This is a genomic window from Acinetobacter sp. C26M (assembly GCF_023702675.1).
In the GTDB taxonomy this organism is placed as follows: Bacteria; Pseudomonadota; Gammaproteobacteria; order Pseudomonadales; family Moraxellaceae; genus Acinetobacter.
Genome location: NZ_CP098478.1, coordinates 385883 through 403118, shown reverse-complemented (window position 1 = coordinate 403118; position 17236 = coordinate 385883). Strand labels below are relative to the sequence as shown.

Below are 17236 nucleotides of genomic sequence, written 5' to 3'. Positions count from 1 at the left end.
AATCTAAAAATTATTTTGCAGCATCTGCCCAAGCTGGAACAACTGCTTGCATCAATGGTTTTAACATTTTAAGTGAACACGCAAGGACTTGACCATTATCTAATGAATCATTGCCACCACGAGCATCAACAACAACACCGCCCGCCTCTTTCACAATCAACTCACCCGCAGCGATATCCCATGGTTTTAAGCCTAGCTCAAAGAAACCATCAAAACGACCAGCAGCAACATAAGCCAAATCTAATGCAGCTGAACCGCCACGGCGAATTTGTGCACCTGACTTAGTGACAGCCAATAATGAAGCAAAATGTTGTTCCGCATAAGAGACAATTTCGCCATTACGCTTTGCACGGTAAGGATGACCAACAGCAAGGAAAGTGTTTTCTAGGTTTTCTTTTACATTGACACGAATACGACGTTGATTCATCACGGCACCGCGACCACGGCTTGCAGAGAACAATTCATCACGTACAGGATCATAGATCACACCGTGCTGAGTTACGCCTTTGTGCTGTACAGCGATAGAAATACAAAAATGCGGAAGACCATTGATAAAGTTTTGTGTGCCATCTAAAGGATCAATCACCCAGCACCAATCTGCATCGTGACCTTTACCTTCTTGCATACCAAACTCTTCACCAAGGAAGCTGTGGTTTTTATAGCTTTTACGGAGGGTATCAATTGTAAGTTGCTCCAAGTAACGATCGACACGCGTTACTGGACCATCAATGCCTTTTTCTTCAACTTGCAAATCGAGTTTATGACGATTCTGATGCGCCTTTAAAAGCTCTTGACCAACTGTTTGAGCCGCACGCGCAGCCATAACCACCATAGGTTCCATTGAACACCCACTACAAATTTGAAGATTTTGACAAAGAATAATGCATAAAAGCGCGTATATTCTAGCAAATATAAGCGCTTTTAGGGGAAAAATGTTGCGAAAAATTATTTTCGCTTTTACATGAACTTATAGATTAAAACCAAGCTTGCTCAATTGAGGCCAAGATTCCTTGAGCATCTAAACCACTATCTTGCAACATTTGTTGGTGTGTTGCTTGATGCAAGAAGGTATCAGCTAAGCCAAGATTCAAGATCGGTTTGACGATTCGTGCTTGTGCCAAAAACTCATTGACTGCACTACCCGCTCCAGCCATCACAGCATGTTCCTCTACCGTTACAAACAGTTGAGTCCGTGGAGCCAAATCACGAAGCATTTGCTCATCTAAAGGCTTCACAAAACGCATATTCACCACACGTACACCCATCGAGTGTTTGTGTGCAAATTGCTGAGTTGCTTCTACCGATGCTGCAACACGACTACCAAAGGCAAGGACGCTAATCTGTTGTTCAGCCTCCACATTAAATTCAGCAACGATTTCAGCCTTACCAATTTCCATCGCTGTCATCTGCTGTTGAATCTCAACACCTGTACCTACCCCACGTGGATAACGCACTGCTGTTGGACCTTTATAAAGATAAGCGGTATGTAGCATTTGGCGACATTCATTTTCGTCTTTCGGTGCCATGATCACCATGTTTGGTACGGTACGCATATAGGCATAATCATATGCACCAGCATGGGTTGGGCCATCTTCACCCACCAAACCAGCACGATCAATACCAAACGTGACATCCAGATTTTGCAATGCAACATCATGAATCAATTGATCATAACCACGTTGCAAGAAAGTTGAATAAATCGCAACAACAGGTTTAAGACCTTCACATGCCATACCTGCAGCCAAAGTCACTGCATGCTGTTCTGCAATGGCAACATCAAAGAAACGCTCTGGGTATTGCTGCGCGAATTTAACCATGCCTGAGCCTTCACACATTGCAGGCGTAATCGCGAGTAAACGATCATCTTGTGCCGCCTCATCACATAGCCATTGCCCAAAGACATCAGAATATTTAGGTGGTGTTTTTTTGACTGGTGCAGCCGTAACGGGTGCAATCTTGGTAATCGCATGATAGGTAATTGGATCCGCTTCTGCAGGCGCAAACCCTTTACCCTTTTTAGTATAAATATGAACGAGACGTGGTCCTTTACGCTTTTTCAGCGCATGGAAAACTTGTGCAAGTTGTTCTACATCATGCCCATCAAATGGACCAAAATAATCAAAACCAATTGCTTTAAATAAATTATCAGCAGCATCTGTCGCGGACTGATGTAAACGGGAATTATACGTCCATTTTGGATGTGGCTGAACATAGGCTTCCCCTTGTTCATTTACATTCACTAATTGGCCTGTTTCCCAAATTGCGGCCAAGTGTTTTGCAAAACCACCAGTACTGCACGAGATCGACATATCATTGTCATTTAACACAACAATAAGATCTGCATCATGAGCAACTGCATCATTCATCGCTTCAAAAGCCATGCCTGCGGTCATTGCACCATCACCAACGATTGCAACAACATCGCATGGATCTTTTTGGTAACGACGAGCCAAGGCCATACCCAAACCAGCAGAAATTGCGGTAGATGAATGTCCAACCCCAAAGGTATCAAACTCTGATTCATCACGAGCAGGAAAAGCGGCTAAACCATTTTTACTACGAATCGTAGAAATTCGATCACGACGACCTGTGAGAACTTTATGAGGGTAAGCTTGATGACCCACATCCCACACTAAACGATCATCTGGTGTATTAAAACAATAATGCAGCGCAACGGTTAGTTCGATTACACCTAAATTTGCGCCAAAGTGTCCACCACTTTGCCCTGCCGCATACAAAATATATTGACGCAACTCATCCGCCACTTGTGCGAGTTGGCTTTGCTCGAGCTGACGTAATTGTTGCGGATGATCAATCTCATCTAACAATGGCGTAACAGGGCGCTGAGTTGGAATTTCGGTATACAACATAATGTGGCAAAGCCTTTTTAAGCCTGGCAAGTCCGAAGCTGGGTTTTAAATGGGGGCAATCATACAATTAAATATGATCTACCTTCAATCAGCCACACGTGCGAATGATGTAGTGCTGAACATTCTCTTGTAAATTTTAAAGAATGACCTATAGATTATCCTGAATTATGTCACTGTTTATCAACCATTATTGTGTTCTTTGTATGAAAAAGAAAAAGTTATGTGAAAAATCAGAAATTCCAGTTCACGCAATCTTCATACATTAGGCTATACTCGAACTGTTTTTATTATCATAGTGAGCTCTCTGTGCCGATTGAATTTATTGCAACATCAAAGCTACCCACCGCTTTTGGTGACTTCAATATTTCCGTGTTTCAAGACCCTGCAACAGGTGAAGAGCATGTGGCGCTATCTAAAGGTTTAGAAACGGCTCCAGACCAGCCTGTACTTGTCCGTATCCATTCAGAATGCTTAACTGGTGATGCTTTCGCTTCATTAAAATGTGATTGTGGACCGCAACTGCAAGCCACTCAAAGCTTGATCAATGATGCAGGTCAAGGCGTCATTCTTTATCTTCGCCAAGAAGGCCGTGGTATTGGTTTAACCAACAAAATCCGTGCTTATGCCTTGCAAGATCAAGGACATGACACAGTTGATGCGAACCTGTTATTGAACTTGCCTGCCGATGCGCGTCGTTATGATATGTGTAGCATTATGTTGGATCACCTTCAGATTAAAGAAGTGAAACTACTGACCAATAACCCGCTCAAATTAAAAGCCTTGACTGATCTCGGCATCAATGTAGTTGAGCGTGTTCCATTAACGGTAGGTCGCAATCCTTTCAATGAACAATATTTAAAAACTAAACGTGAGCGTATGGATCATCTGTATAAAAAAGATGACTTCTGATCTAGTTAAAAGACCAATTTAATTAAGATATCTTTGGTGAGTCTATGAATAAAATTGATTATTCGGATGATGATGACTTTTATGATCAAGGCTTTGAGCATAAAGGTTTTGTATCAATTTGGATTGGTCTTTCTAATGACAAAACTGATATAGAGATAGATGTATTACAAAATCTATGTGGTGTAGGGTATTATAAGCTTAATAATCAAGAAATAAACCACCTAGATTTTGGATTAGTTCCAATAGATTTTTTAATCAAAGACTTATCATATTCTGATACATTTATAGATCATTTCATGCATCGTTCTCGACTGAAAGGTATTGATCATGGTAGATGGATTATTGCTCAATATGACTTTAAATATGATCCGCATAAAATAAAACGGCCAATACAGAATGATCCTATTTTCATAGGATATTTCCGCTATCTTGCGATGGAATGAATATTTTTGACTCCAACAACTTCAATCAAATATTTTCTGTCATTAAATTTAAGAGATCACCCCCAAATCCCTTACTTTTTTTATGGATTTATGTTTTGATATAAGCAATCCCTAGATCACTTTCAGAGGATCATCATGCAGCATCCAACTTCAGTTGATATTCAACGTGTTCGTGAGTTTTTACTCGATCTACAGGCGCGAATTTGTGCAGGACTAGAGCAACAGGAACGTGCAGGCGGTGGAACCGCTGAGTTTATCATTGATGATTGGCAACGCACCGAAGGTGGTGGTGGTCGCTCACGTGTTTTGCAAAATGGTGAAGTGATTGAAAAAGGTGGAGTCATGTTCTCCCACATCAATATCAGCAAGCTCCCTGCTTCTGCGACTGAACGTCACCCACAAATCGCAGGTGCAAAAGCACAGGCGCTTGGTGTATCACTAGTGATTCATCCAAAAAACCCAAATATCCCGACCTCGCATGCCAATGTCCGCTTATTTGTCGCGGAGCCTGAAGGCCAAGATCCAGTGTGGTGGTTTGGTGGTGGCTTTGACTTAACCCCTTTCTATCCTGATGATCAAGATGTTCTCAACTGGCATCAAACCGCGTATGACTTATGTCAGCCTTTCGGTGAAAATGTTTATGCCGAGCATAAACAATGGTGTGATGATTATTTCTACTTAAAGCATCGTGATGAGCAACGTGGTGTTGGTGGTTTATTCTTTGATGATTTAAATCAATGGGATTTCGAAACCTGCTTTAAATATATGCAAGCGGTGGGTAATGGCTACTTAGCAGCGATCTTGCCGATTTTTGAAAAGCATCGTGAGCAGCCATATACTGAAGCTCAGCGTGAATTCCAGCTCTATCGTCGTGGTCGTTATGTCGAATATAACTTGGTTTATGACCGTGGTACTTTGTTTGGCTTACAAACTGGTGGTCGTATTGAATCAATCTTGGTGAGTTTGCCAAATCTGGCAGGTTGGTCGTATCGTCCTGAATGGGATAACGACTCAGCAGAGAAACGTCTCACAGATTATTATTTAAAACCAAGAGATTGGTTAGGTTTGAATACTTAACAATCTAAAAGCCAAAGCAACCATCTGCTTTGGCTTTTTTCTTAATCTAAACGCATCCGATACTCAATAATCCCTGGCTTTTCTGCAAGCCAGTCATAAAGTTTCTGTGCAGTATGATTCGTTTCCTGCGTATGCCAATATAAGCGATCACACTGATGTTCCCTCGCTTGTTGCTGCACGTATTCGATTAATCGCTTTCCGATCTGCTGCCCTCTCTGCTCTGGCGAAACGAATAAATCTTCTAAATAACAATAGTTATTTTTTGCCCAAGTTGAACGGTGAATAACGTAATGTACAAAACCTAAAAGCTGATCTCCTTGTTTTGCAACCGCACAGTAGACGGGCTCAGTTTGATCAAGAAAACGTTGCCATGTAGTTTGTGTGATGGCACTAGACAGTTCCACCTTGTAAAAATTCTGATAGGCAAGCCAAAAGGGTATCCACTGTTGATAATCATCTTGTTGCACAGGAGCCACATGGATGTCTTGATGCTGCATGAAATTTTCCTCAAATTTTATAGTCTTGGGAATGAGAGCTCGTAGTGTAGTTTTGATTGTGGATGGTTTATAAGATACAGTTTTGATCTATTTCATAGTACCAGTTACTCAAAATGAAACGTCCTTCTGCTGCACATTTCCCCCATCTCGTCTTAGCACAAGGCAATATTAAAGACGCCTTATACTCAGCCTTACATACCGCCATTCTAGATGGAAGACTGCATGCTGGAACAAAACTTCCATCAAGTCGTGCTTTAGCAGAAATGATGTCTATCTCTCGTAACTCGGTTTTAGCAGCATTAGAACGTTTATTGGATGAAGGTTATCTCATCACTAAACCCAGCTCTGGAACCTATGTTAGTGCAGTCATCCCCGACCAATTGATTCATGCGCAAACCCAAACACCGATTGATCACCTTGTGACGACTGAACATTTGGATATTAATCCAAACCTAGCGCAACATCTTAAAACCTGGCAGTTACAACAAGTATCACAAGAAAAAGGAGTGTTTCACGTGGGTGTTGGATGTGTTGATCTTTTTCCACATTCGCTTTGGGGGAAACTGCTTGGCCGAGCTTGGCGGCAGTCATACCACCAACTGGGGCAAGCGCATGACCCTCGTGGTTACTTGGCTCTACGACAAGGAATTTGCAACTATGTCCGTTCAACACGCGGCTTGAATTGCACAACACAACAAATTTTGATTGTGAACGGAACCCAACAAGCCATTCATTTAACCGCTTTCGCGTTATTGCAGAAGCAGGATCAGGTCTGCATGGATGAACCTGGTTATGATGCAGCTTTATCAGTTTTTCAGAGTTTTGGGGCAAAAACACAACCCATTTTAAGCGATGATGAAGGGATGAATATTCCAGACATCATTCAAAATCACGCACAAAGTAAATTGATTTATACAACACCCTCACATCATTTCCCATTAGGCGGTACACTGAGTTTAAAACGCCGCCTAATGCTGCTGGAGTGGGCTGCGCAACAGCAAAAGTGGATTTTTGAAGATGACTATAATAGTGAGTTTCGTTACGGCTCTCGTGCTATTCAAGCCTTACAAGGATTAGACCATCAGCAACGTGTGATTTACTCAGGAACATTTTCCAAAATGATGTTTCCAGAGTTTCGCTTAGGTTTTATGGTGATACCAGAGGCATTAATCGAACTATTTAGTCTTGCAAAGAAGCAGATCGACAGCCAATGTTCTTATTTAGAACAGGTTGCTTTAAGTCTCTTTATCCAAGAGGGTCACTACGCACGGCATGTCCGCAAAATCCGTAAAGCATGTTATGAACGTCAACAGGTATTGATTTGCGCGATTCAAACCTATCTCGCCGATATTTTAACAATTCAGTCTACAGACTCTGGCATTCATTTACTCTGTTGGTTAAATCCAAATTGGACAGAACAACAATTTATTGCTTACTGCTTAAAGGTTGATTTAGCGGTTCAACCCCTTTCTCGGTATTGCCAAACCGACTCTTCCCCAAGCGCTGTTCTGTTTGGTTATGCGGCTCATCAACCTGATGAAATTTGGCGCAATATTCAAAAGCTGGCTGAAGCCATCAAAGTATCCATGATCTGATTGCGATCAGATCAATAACTTTATACACTTCAGCTATTTTCTTTGGCTGACATCTGCGCAATGACCAAACAATTTGCTGTTATTGGAAATCCGATTGAACAATCCCGTTCACCTGAACTTCACCATGCCTTTGCAGCAAAAACTGGAGTCGATCTCAACTATAAAAAAATCCTTGCACCATTAGATGGCTTCGAAAGTGCTGTAAAAGATTTCTTTGCGCACAACGGCATCGGCATGAATGTAACCGTACCTTTTAAAGAACAAGCCTTTGCCCTTTGTGACCAACTGACTGAACGTGCCAAGATCGCCAAAGCCGTCAATACCTTATGGATGCAGGATGGCAAACTATATGGTGATAATACAGATGGTCAAGGCTTGGTTGCAGCGATTCAGGCTTTAGGCTGGGAACTTAAAGAGAGTCGTATTTTAATTTTAGGGGCTGGCGGTGCAACCCGTGGTGTGATCTACCCTTTGGTACAGGCGGGTGCAAAACAGATTGTGATTGCCAACCGTACCCTCGCCCGTGCTGAGCAGTTGCTTGCAGATTTAGAAGATGCGGTTCCGCAAGCTGAGCTAAAAGCCATTGGTTTAGATCAATTGACAGGTGAATTTGATGTTGTGATTAATGCGACATCCGCAAGTTTAACTGGAGATACACTACAACTGCCTGAAAGTTTAGTATTCCATCACGCTTATGAAATGGCTTATGGCAAACCATCTAGCTTTCTGGATCAGGCCAAACAACGCCAAATCCCGTCTACAGATGGTTTCGGCATGCTGGTTGGTCAAGCGATTGAAGCATTTTCGATCTGGAATGGGGTTAAACCTGAACTGAAAGCTTTTTTATAATTATTTCAAAATCATATAAAAAAAGAACCTGCATTTTGCAGGCTCTTTTTAAAGGTACAACTGATTACTTAACCGTTAGCATCTTCTGATACACCTCTTTAAAAATCTCATAATCAATAAATTCGTTATGCTCGATTTTTAAAGACTGAATCGATTTTTCAGACAGTTTACTCTTACGAGCATCCACATACACTTGCCCTAAAATATTTGCTGTTTGCCCAAGCAAGACTTTTTCCTCGCTTGAAGCACCATTCTCTTGCTCAAACTGAATTTGATATTGCTTGGCAAATAATTGCTGTGGCTGCTTATATTGTGCTTGCAGCTTTTTCCACGCTTGACGATCTTTATCACCTCGCATGGCATCAAGTACAATACGATTCACCGCTTGCCCCAATTTGTCATCAAATTGGTCTTCATTTTCAAGATGATGTTTCTTTTGCAAAGCTTCAATGCTTTGCAGGGCTTTTCCTTCAGGATTATAAACTTCCTCATCGGCATACCAATATGCATAGACACTGGCAATTTCTTGCAACTCTTGACTCGAATAACGTTGCACAATTTGCGGTGTACTTTCCGTCAGTTTCGCGATGAATACTGCTTTATAGGTTTGCTCATAAGTCTGCGTTGCATCATAACGTTGCTCAGCAATCACTTTGAGCTGATCGTCTAAAGACAACGTATAAGGTTCTGCTGAACGCTCTTGAACGCCCGCTTGACCTAATTTCTCAGAGAAGCTATTTACTGCTTGTTCCAGCATCGATCCCTTACTTGCTTCAGACCAACTCTTCGCGCGTTTCAACTGTGTCTGATCAATTGGGGTGGCTTTACCATAATTTGAAATCAACATATCTGCTTTGACACTAAAACGAGACTTCAATTCAGATAAGCCATAATTCAGATCATAATCGAGTTTGACTGCACGCCCTTGAGCATCCAAGCCGACATCCATGGTAAATGGATTACGTTTATCTACAGGCGGTAAGGCTTTTTCAATATCAGCTTGATGCTTGATCCAAAGTGCCTTGAATGCCTGATCATTAATAAACTGATTTTGGTCATATGCTGCAAACTGCTTTTCTACAGTCTGTAATTTTCCAATATAACTCAAGAAACTTGATTCGGCCTTTTGCTCACCAAATACATCGATATCATAAATACTCTGGCAGTACTGTACATCGCCATAGGTCGTTTTCGATGTTTTTTGCAGTGCTGTACATTGTTCCTCGGTTAAACCCGCCTGTTGGTCTTCGACCGTGGCATCAACCGTACTATCTGCAGCAGCCTCGGCATAGGCTCTCTGCGCTGCTTGTGTTACATCTTCCGCTGCATCCGCGCTCTCATCGGCATAATCTTCTTCGGCATCTTCAACACCAAAATGTTTATTCACCAAACGATAGAGTTCCTGACTCACCACGCTCGCATCTTCAGCCGAATCTTTTTTATCTAATAATGAAGCCGCTTTTCCTGATTTAGATGAACTTGCAGCATCAACCTCGTTGGCAATCAACTTTTCAAGATTCTCTTCTTTAATATTGAGAACACTTTGCATGAAGTACTTTTCATTGACTTTGCTATACAAATTGGCTTGTAAAATCAGTTCTTCAATTGAGCTTTTTAAACGAATTTTCTCTACCACACCTGCCGCCTGATCAGCAGAGGTAAGAGACAAAGCTTGGATATTATTTTGATCTGCAAGACGGTAATAGACCGCGCCAGAAGCTTTTACATATTCAGCAAATTTTTTGTAATCGACTTGTTTGAACATATCTTGGTATTTGGAAAAATCTAAATAAGCCAGATTATTTTGACTGTCTTTATTGACCAAATATGGCATCAAAGCAAAGTAATTGATGTAAAACTTATAGTTATTTAAATCCAATACCATCGGCACTTTGGCTTGTACCAATAAAGTTGGTTTTTCATAACGTGCAGTTAAGTTAAACGAACCCATTTTCTGACGATAATGCACTGAACCATCATATTCAAACTGCATGTCATTCAGTACATTGGCCACGATTTGGGTGAATTTATCAACTTTAGATTGGCCATAGCTTTTTTGTTCTTGTGCAAGTGCAACATACAACGCCTGTTTTTGTTTACTATTTAAATTGACCTTTTGATCTCGTAAATATTGATCCACCTTTTGCTTGAGCGCTGCATCTAAAGGTGCATTGTCTACTTTGCCATTTGCATTATTTTGCTGTGGTTCAACATGAATATTAAATTTGCCACGGTAATCATAGCTTGGATATTCATACATCGCATTAATACTATTGATTGCTTTCTGTTCCAGATTAGCCGACGCTGAATTGGTTTTAATGACATGCTGTGAACATGCAGAAAGACTTAGACCCATTAAGCATAAAGTTAAATATTTTATACGCATAGCTTTACCAAACACCTTTATATCATTATATTTTCAAGTATAAAATTGAGTACTTTTCACATTTAACATCAGTTTTGAGACCAATAGAAAAGTGATTTTTTTACAAATCTCCCTTTTAGGAAATTCGCTTTTCTGACATTCTTTTCCCTAGTGGTTATCAATGTATTTTTATCACCATTGTGAATAATCAAAGTATCGAAACAGATAATCCAAAATGATTCAAATACAGGATTAAGATTATGCCAGCTTATAAAGCCCCGCTCCGTGACATTCGTTTCTTAATGAACGAAATGTTAGATTATCCAGCACATTACCAAACTTTGACAAGTGGTCAAAATGCGGATGCTGAAACGGTTGATATGATTCTTGAAGGTGCAGCAGATTATTGCGAAAACGTACTTTCTCCGCTCAATCAATCAGGTGATGAAGAAGGTTGTACCTTTAACAACGGCGAAGTGACAACACCAAAAGGCTTTAAAGAAGCGTATGACCAGTTCGTAATGGGTGGCTGGCAAGGTCTTTCTTATCCAGAAGAGTTTGGTGGTCAAGGCCTACCAATGTCTTTAAACCTGATCAAATCTGAAATGATGGGAACGGCGAACTGGTCATTCACCATGTATCCAGGTTTAAGTACTGGCTGTATGAATACGATCATGCAGTTTGGTACGGACGAGCAAAAAAATACTTATATGCCTAAATTGGTTGAAGGTACTTGGTCAGGCACAATGTGCTTAACTGAACCTCAATGCGGTACTGACTTAGGTCAAGTAAAAACCAAGGCAGAACCTACTGCTGATGGTACTTACAAAATTTCTGGTACGAAAATCTTCATCTCTGCAGGTGAGCACGATTTAACCGAAAACATTATTCACATTGTATTGGCTCGTCTTCCAGATGCACCAGCAGGCACCCGTGGTATTTCTTTATTCATCGTACCTAAATTCATCCCAACTGCGGATGGTGGCGTAGGTGAGCGTAATACTGTTTCTTGTGGTTCAATCGAACACAAAATGGGGATCAAAGCATCTGCAACCGCAGTTCTTAACTTTGACAACGCAACAGGTTACCTGATCGGTGAAATCAACAAAGGTTTACACGCGATGTTTACCTTTATGAACACTGCGCGTATCGGTACAGCAGTTCAGGGCATTGCACATGCTGAACTTTCTTTCCAAGGTGCTTTACCTTATGCGAAAGACCGTATGTCTATGCGTGCCCTTTCTGGCAAAAAAGAACCTGAGCGTGTAGGTGATGCGATTATTCACCATGCTGATGTTCGTCGTATGTTGTTAACGCAAAAAGCAATTGCTGAAGGCGGCCGTTCAATGATCTATCATGCGGCTAAACTTGCAGACAAAATGACAGATGCATTAGTAAGTGGCGATCAAGCAGCTTATGAAGCTTATGATGACAAACTTGGTTTCTATACGCCTATTCTGAAAGGTTTCTTAACTGAGCTTGGCTTAGAAGCTGCAAACCACGGTATGCAAGTTTATGGCGGTCATGGCTATATCCGTGAATGGGGTATGGAACAAATCGCACGTGATGCGCGTATCTCAACCTTGTATGAAGGTACAACTGGGATTCAAGCACTGGACTTAATTGGTCGTAAAGTTCTTTTAAGTTCAAAAGGTAAAGTTGTTCGTGACTATACTGCTGAAATCTTGAAGTTCTGTGCTGCACATGCACGTAACAAGTACTTACGTCGTTTTGCGTGGGACTTAACTAAGCTTTGTGCACAATGGAATACATTAACTGTTCGCATCATGCTTGCTGCACGTAAAGACCGTGACATCGTTTCTTCAGCTTCGGTTGATTTCTTGATGTTCTCTGGTTATGTGATGATGGCTTACTTCTGGGCACAACAAGCAGTGATTGCATCTGAGAAATTAGAAGCAGGTGACGGAATCGAAACACCTGAATTCTATAAAGCAAAAATCAAAGTTGCAGACTTCTACTTCGACCGTTTATTGCCACGTGCACAAGGTCATGCAGAATCTATGGTATCAACCTCTCGTACTTTGACTTCACTTGCACCTGAACACTTCAGTTTCGATTACTAATCGAAACTGCAATAAAAAAGAGCGCTTAAAGCGCTCTTTTTTATTTTCAATACAGGCTATTTATTCAACTTTCTTAAATACATAAGCTTGTTCTGGAAATGGATACTCTTTAAAGAACTTACGGTTACGCCCATTATCTCCATTCCAGATCTTATCCAAATCCATCACCAAGTCTTGGCTCGGACTCACTTGATAATACAAGTTAACATCCGCTGCATCACAACGAATCATAATTTCATTCAGTTCTTTATGCACATGCCACTGTACTTGCTTACAGGTCTGCTCAATCTTGGCAATATTACGTGACGGATCTGAACCAAGGCGGCTAAAACTGGTATTGGTCCAGAACACAGAGCCATCATCCATTAAATTCAAGATATATTCCGCTTCTTTCTCGTTATTGACACAGCCCGCAAAAGCATCGCTACACGGGATACGCGCATGATAACGGCCAGCATATACCAAATCGGCTGCTGAAGGTTTACTCAAATTGTGTTTACGATCCGCAGAATACGGCAATGTTGCTTGACCAGCCACTTGGGTCAGCGATACCCCTTGCGCATCAGATGCAACTGACTCCTGTTCATCGGCCAGTACTTCGCTTGCATTACGACTCGATTGCGTCTGGGCTTGTTGTTTCATTGGCTCGGGATGATGGCTATCACAAGCACTCAAGCCAAGACTCAATAAAACTCCTACACTCACATACTGTAAGAATAACCTGAACTGCATATTCATAAATCTCTAACATCAATATCGTTATCGCGTGCTTTTCACAGACAGACCCCGAACTTCGGAAAATATAGGGATCATTGCCATGTTCGTCTATTCCCCAAATGGGTAATAGCCAATGCGATAGGATTGAAATAGCAAATTGACAAAGCAGTATGCTTTAATTCGGTGCATTTTAGGCGATACTGTTGGTTTTTCCATCAATGATTTACACAACTTAACTAATCTCCCATCTGTTTAAACTTTAAAAAAAGTAGTTTGACCCTATTTCATAATTAACAGCAGCTCGAACTGACATTATTTATTTTTTACTGCTGTTTCATTAATTTAAGGAGACAAACTCGATGGCCAACTCTGGTTTATATCGCTCAAACCAACAAAGCATGATCGCTGGTGTAATGGGCGGTATTGCGGAACGATTTGGTTGGAACGCAAATTTATTACGTCTAATCTTTTTCGTGATCTCGATCATGAGTGCTGCCTTCCCGGGTATTTTGGTGTATCTGATTTTATGGCTGGTGATTCCAAAACAGCAGCAAGCGCGTGTTGACCATGTGCAAGGTTATTCACAACCAGTAAAAACAGTCTATGAAGACCAAGGCATAAAACGTTAATTTTCAGTTACCTTTTTGGTCGCTACGGTTGAAATTACCCCTAATCCAACCGTAGCTTTTTTTTATCTAAATTCAGAGCTGTCGATTAAGCTGTTGTTGCAAAGCTGCAATCATATCGGCACGACTGATAATGCCGATGAGACGATGTTCCTCAACCACTGGAATATAGTTAAATGATTTCTCAACAAAATACGGCACCAAATCCTGAATAGGTTGTAACGGACTCACGGTCACAACCTTATGACTCATAATTTGTCTAACATAATGCTGCCATGAATTACGTGGATCTGTTGCACCCTTGAACCACTCCACCACTTCATATAATGCCAATGTCCCAATCAAATGATCTTCTGCATTGACGACAGGCAAACTCATTAAATTCACCGCTTTGAACTTATCTAGAGCCTGATGAATGTCATCATGTTCATGCAGTTTAATTACATCACGACTCATAATATCCTGACACACGAATGCGTTAATCAAGCGCTGGTTTGCATACGATTGTGCTTCTAAAATAATTTTTTCTAAATCGTACTGACTAATATCCAATAGCTCTGTGTGATGCTCTAAAGCATATTCAATATCTTTCGGTTGAATCGATACTTTCTGGGTGGGTGTGGGATCTTTAGATCGCTCATTTACATGTGCAGTGATCGGATAATGGCGGCCAATCAAACGATTAAAAAAGACGGCAAACACAAGCAATAAAATCGAATTAAGTAGGACTGGATACAAGATGAAATGAAAACCTAAACGGTGTACAGCATCACCTCCTAAAACAGCAGTAATCGCGACTGCTCCACTCGGTGGGTGCAAGGAGTCAGTTGTCATCATCACAAAAATTGCCAATCCCACAGCAACGCTAAAAGCACTGGTCAGATCAGGCAGATATTGCGTACAGACCACACCAATAAATCCTGCCAAGGTATTTCCAACAATGACATTCCAAGGCTGCGCCAACGGACTGTTTGGCAATGCAAATAGCAGCACAGAAGATGCGCCCATCGGTGCGATATACCACGCGTTCATGCCACCTAAGACATACCAACTAATCAAGGAAGAAATCGCCAAACCACATAAAGCCCCGAGACCAGAGAACATCCTCTCTTTTAATGGCAGGACTTTATAATTCGGTTTTAGAAAATTTAGCCAGTCTGATTGGGTCAAGCTCACAATGCACCTTGCTGGATTCGCGTGGTTCTACTCGATGCAGAAGTATACGCCTACTCAAGCTTAAGGTGTATTTAAATTACAGTTTTAAATCATGACTACCTTTATTCAAAGAAAATCCTATCAATTCAAATATTCTTTTAGCTGCTCCAATCGCTCTGCATATTTTTGCATCGGGCAGAACTCATACATCGGTGAGCCGATATAAGCACCTGCATTGCGGCACTCTTGATCCACAAAATTTTTCCAGAGCTGCTGCGATTTCATAATGTCGTTGTAACGTTCTGGCTGCTTATATTGCTTGCTCTGAATTTTAATTTGATCCAGTAATTGTACGATCTGCTTGGCATAGCGTGTTTTTGTTCTGGTACTACAGATTTCTACAACTGCATTATTGATGTTACCCAACTTTAATTCTTGAATGGTTTCATCCACACATTGGCTATATGGGTCTGTGGTTTTATCCTGTGCTTTGGCAAAAGCATGAGCACTCAAACACGTCATTGCAAACAATACAACTGTGAACATTAATTTAGTCATGGTTCTGCTCTTTGTTCTAATCATCTTTTAGCCATCGTCATCAAGAAATATACCGACCTATTTTTAAAACTTTTTGGTGGATAAACTTTTGCCTTCTTCTTGTTATAAAACCATACAACAATGGATCAAAACATTATAGATATTTATTAAGCAAAAGCAGCCCAATATATGGACTGCTTATTGAGTTGATAATTTTAAGAAACTTTTGCGACACCCAGCCAAGTAAAGGTCATTGGTACATCATTGAGCTGAATGGTCTGCTTGATTTTTAGATTGCTTAAATCCAGCTCTACAATGGTTTTTGCTTGTGTATCATTAATAAAAACGGTATCTGCTGCTGCATTAACCGCTAGACGGCTTTTTGCAAGTTCTGTCGCATTGACGTTAGCAATCGCTTTGATTTGCCCAAGACGTTTCCAGTTTTGACTATCAATCACATGTACCACACCAGCGCTATCCAGAATCGCTAAATGACGACCTGAGCTGTCGACTACCTGTTGTAAACGCTTAACTGGCGTCGTTGTATCAGCTTCTTTCGCACCTAAAGACCAGTCTAAGCTTGTGGCATTAAGATTCTTAGGATCGACAATGAATAAGGCATGCGTTCCTGTTGCAAAGGCTGCAAATTTCTCTAACTTTTCATGTCCTGCAATCGTGGTAATCCGTTGGTCAATAAGTACCTTCTTGTCTGTAAATTGGTTACCTTTCTGCTCTACCACCAACACACCATCTTCGCATCCAAAAGCCGCATATTGCTGAACCGATGCCGCCCCATGCAAGCGGTTACATGCATTTTTAAGGGTTTGTTCTTCGTGGAAATGATCGCCATGTAATTCATAACTTTTAATGAGACTTAGCGTCTCTGCATCTTTAGGCAGATAAGTACTCAATACATAGCCGCCACGTGGTTCTGCGACACCATGATGTTTTTTGGGCAACTTTTGCGTTGAAATGGCCTGCTTTTCAATTGCGGCATCATTAAACACATCAAATTTAGAAACTTCAGTATCACTACCGTCGTAGAACAGAGCTGCTAAACCATTAAAGCCACGATAATGTGCTGGCGTTGCGCCTTTAAGCTGAAATGCCAATAGATTGGGGGCATTACGTTGTAAGACACCATTTTTATTAAATATTCCACTATCTGCAAACTGTACCACCCCTTCATTTCGACTCAACATCACGGCATAACGGGATTGAGGACTACTATACATCGCAGACGGAGCCGAACTCAGTGCTGTTGTATTAATAAGCTTTTGCTCTTTTAGATCATAAATACTCAGTAAGGGTCGTACCGTATCTGAATTAGCAATTACCAAGCGACCTTGATCACTTTGTGCTGGTTGCTCTGGTTTTGGTGTAACAGCGGAAGTTGAATCTGATGAATCCCCTCCACATGCTGACAGCAGCAGACTACTCAATAATGCGCCAAGCAGATAATGATGTTTTATGCGCTTCACTCTGATTTTCCTTATTGGATGAATAATTTTG

Annotated in this window: 15 protein-coding genes; 7 read left to right on the top strand and 8 right to left on the bottom strand. The window is 41.1% G+C overall.

All coding sequences use genetic code 11. From position 1 onward, the window contains the following. Positions 1-10: 10 nt before the first annotated feature. Complete coding sequence (locus NDN11_RS01875) at positions 11-841, bottom strand: inositol monophosphatase family protein (protein ID WP_167248678.1); 831 nt, start codon at positions 839-841, stop codon at positions 11-13. Positions 842-974: 133 nt separating this feature from the next. Next, positions 975-2870 carry a 1-deoxy-D-xylulose-5-phosphate synthase gene (gene dxs / locus NDN11_RS01870; RefSeq protein WP_251110628.1) on the bottom strand — a complete coding sequence of 632 codons (1896 nt, stop codon included), beginning with the start codon at positions 2868-2870 and terminating at the stop codon, positions 975-977. A 306-nt stretch (positions 2871-3176) separates the two neighbouring features. Between dxs and ribA the strand changes: the two genes are divergently transcribed. The 3 genes from ribA to hemF all read left to right on the top strand — a co-directional run bounded on the left by ribA (position 3177) and on the right by hemF (position 5299). Beyond that, the gene (gene ribA, locus NDN11_RS01865; protein ID WP_167248676.1) at positions 3177-3779 is read left to right on the top strand and encodes a GTP cyclohydrolase II; all 603 of its coding nucleotides are present in this window, start codon (positions 3177-3179) and stop codon (positions 3777-3779) included. Positions 3780-3823: 44 nt separating this feature from the next. Next, a complete protein-coding gene (locus tag NDN11_RS01860) occupies positions 3824-4222 on the top strand; it encodes an immunity 22 family protein (RefSeq protein WP_251110627.1) in 399 nt (132 codons plus the stop codon). Between the two features lie 135 nt (positions 4223-4357). Next, on the top strand, positions 4358-5299 hold the full coding sequence (gene hemF / locus NDN11_RS01855; RefSeq protein ID WP_167248675.1) for an oxygen-dependent coproporphyrinogen oxidase: 942 nt from the start codon (positions 4358-4360) through the stop codon (positions 5297-5299). Positions 5300-5340: 41 nt separating this feature from the next. Here the strand turns inward: hemF and NDN11_RS01850 are convergent, their stop codons facing one another. Next, positions 5341-5796 (bottom strand): GNAT family N-acetyltransferase, encoded by a 456-nt coding sequence (locus NDN11_RS01850; RefSeq protein WP_251110626.1) that lies wholly within the window; start codon positions 5794-5796, stop codon positions 5341-5343. A 113-nt stretch (positions 5797-5909) separates the two neighbouring features. Here NDN11_RS01850 and pdxR point away from each other — a divergent pair, with 113 nt between their 5' ends. Next, entirely contained in the window at positions 5910-7391 is a 1482-nt protein-coding gene (gene pdxR / locus NDN11_RS01845) for a MocR-like pyridoxine biosynthesis transcription factor PdxR (protein WP_251110625.1), read from the top strand. Between the two features lie 60 nt (positions 7392-7451). Next, entirely contained in the window at positions 7452-8240 is a 789-nt protein-coding gene (gene aroE / locus NDN11_RS01840) for a shikimate dehydrogenase (RefSeq protein WP_251110624.1), read from the top strand. A 64-nt stretch (positions 8241-8304) separates the two neighbouring features. Here the strand turns inward: aroE and NDN11_RS01835 are convergent, their stop codons facing one another. Then, positions 8305-10626 (bottom strand): hypothetical protein, encoded by a 2322-nt coding sequence (locus NDN11_RS01835; protein ID WP_251110623.1) that lies wholly within the window; start codon positions 10624-10626, stop codon positions 8305-8307. Between the two features lie 239 nt (positions 10627-10865). Between NDN11_RS01835 and NDN11_RS01830 the strand changes: the two genes are divergently transcribed. Continuing rightward, the gene (locus NDN11_RS01830; protein WP_167248670.1) at positions 10866-12689 is read left to right on the top strand and encodes an acyl-CoA dehydrogenase C-terminal domain-containing protein; all 1824 of its coding nucleotides are present in this window, start codon (positions 10866-10868) and stop codon (positions 12687-12689) included. Positions 12690-12749: 60 nt separating this feature from the next. Here NDN11_RS01830 and NDN11_RS01825 read toward each other — a convergent pair whose 3' ends face one another. Continuing rightward, positions 12750-13421 (bottom strand): hypothetical protein, encoded by a 672-nt coding sequence (locus NDN11_RS01825; protein WP_167248838.1) that lies wholly within the window; start codon positions 13419-13421, stop codon positions 12750-12752. 344 nt (positions 13422-13765) lie between these two features. Between NDN11_RS01825 and NDN11_RS01820 the strand changes: the two genes are divergently transcribed. Next, a complete protein-coding gene (locus NDN11_RS01820) occupies positions 13766-14035 on the top strand; it encodes a PspC domain-containing protein (RefSeq protein WP_167248669.1) in 270 nt (89 codons plus the stop codon). Between the two features lie 72 nt (positions 14036-14107). Here the strand turns inward: NDN11_RS01820 and NDN11_RS01815 are convergent, their stop codons facing one another. The 3 genes from NDN11_RS01815 to NDN11_RS01805 form a co-directional block, all read right to left on the bottom strand. Then, positions 14108-15208, bottom strand: coding sequence for an HPP family protein (locus NDN11_RS01815; protein ID WP_167248668.1), 1101 nt, complete (start codon positions 15206-15208; stop codon positions 14108-14110). A 120-nt stretch (positions 15209-15328) separates the two neighbouring features. Further along, on the bottom strand, positions 15329-15745 hold the full coding sequence (locus NDN11_RS01810; RefSeq protein ID WP_251110622.1) for a lysozyme inhibitor LprI family protein: 417 nt from the start codon (positions 15743-15745) through the stop codon (positions 15329-15331). Positions 15746-15939: 194 nt separating this feature from the next. Further along, positions 15940-17205 carry a YncE family protein gene (locus NDN11_RS01805; protein ID WP_251110621.1) on the bottom strand — a complete coding sequence of 422 codons (1266 nt, stop codon included), beginning with the start codon at positions 17203-17205 and terminating at the stop codon, positions 15940-15942. Positions 17206-17236: the final 31 nt, after the last annotated feature.

Excerpts from the sequence above, each read along its gene's own strand:
- NDN11_RS01830 (WP_167248670.1), top strand. The coding sequence starts at position 10,866 with ATGCCAGCTTATAAAGCCCCGCTCCGTGACATTCGTTTCTTAATGAAC.
- aroE (WP_251110624.1), top strand. The coding sequence starts at position 7,452 with ATGACCAAACAATTTGCTGTTATTGGAAATCCGATTGAACAATCCCGT.
- NDN11_RS01825 (WP_167248838.1), bottom strand. The coding sequence starts at position 13,421 with ATGCAGTTCAGGTTATTCTTACAGTATGTGAGTGTAGGAGTTTTATTG.
- dxs (WP_251110628.1), bottom strand. The coding sequence starts at position 2,870 with ATGTTGTATACCGAAATTCCAACTCAGCGCCCTGTTACGCCATTGTTA.
- NDN11_RS01810 (WP_251110622.1), bottom strand. The coding sequence starts at position 15,745 with ATGACTAAATTAATGTTCACAGTTGTATTGTTTGCAATGACGTGTTTG.
- NDN11_RS01875 (WP_167248678.1), bottom strand. The coding sequence starts at position 841 with ATGGAACCTATGGTGGTTATGGCTGCGCGTGCGGCTCAAACAGTTGGT.
- NDN11_RS01835 (WP_251110623.1), bottom strand. The coding sequence starts at position 10,626 with ATGCGTATAAAATATTTAACTTTATGCTTAATGGGTCTAAGTCTTTCT.
- NDN11_RS01820 (WP_167248669.1), top strand. The coding sequence starts at position 13,766 with ATGGCCAACTCTGGTTTATATCGCTCAAACCAACAAAGCATGATCGCT.
- NDN11_RS01850 (WP_251110626.1), bottom strand. The coding sequence starts at position 5,796 with ATGCAGCATCAAGACATCCATGTGGCTCCTGTGCAACAAGATGATTAT.
- hemF (WP_167248675.1), top strand. The coding sequence starts at position 4,358 with ATGCAGCATCCAACTTCAGTTGATATTCAACGTGTTCGTGAGTTTTTA.
- pdxR (WP_251110625.1), top strand. The coding sequence starts at position 5,910 with ATGAAACGTCCTTCTGCTGCACATTTCCCCCATCTCGTCTTAGCACAA.
- NDN11_RS01860 (WP_251110627.1), top strand. The coding sequence starts at position 3,824 with ATGAATAAAATTGATTATTCGGATGATGATGACTTTTATGATCAAGGC.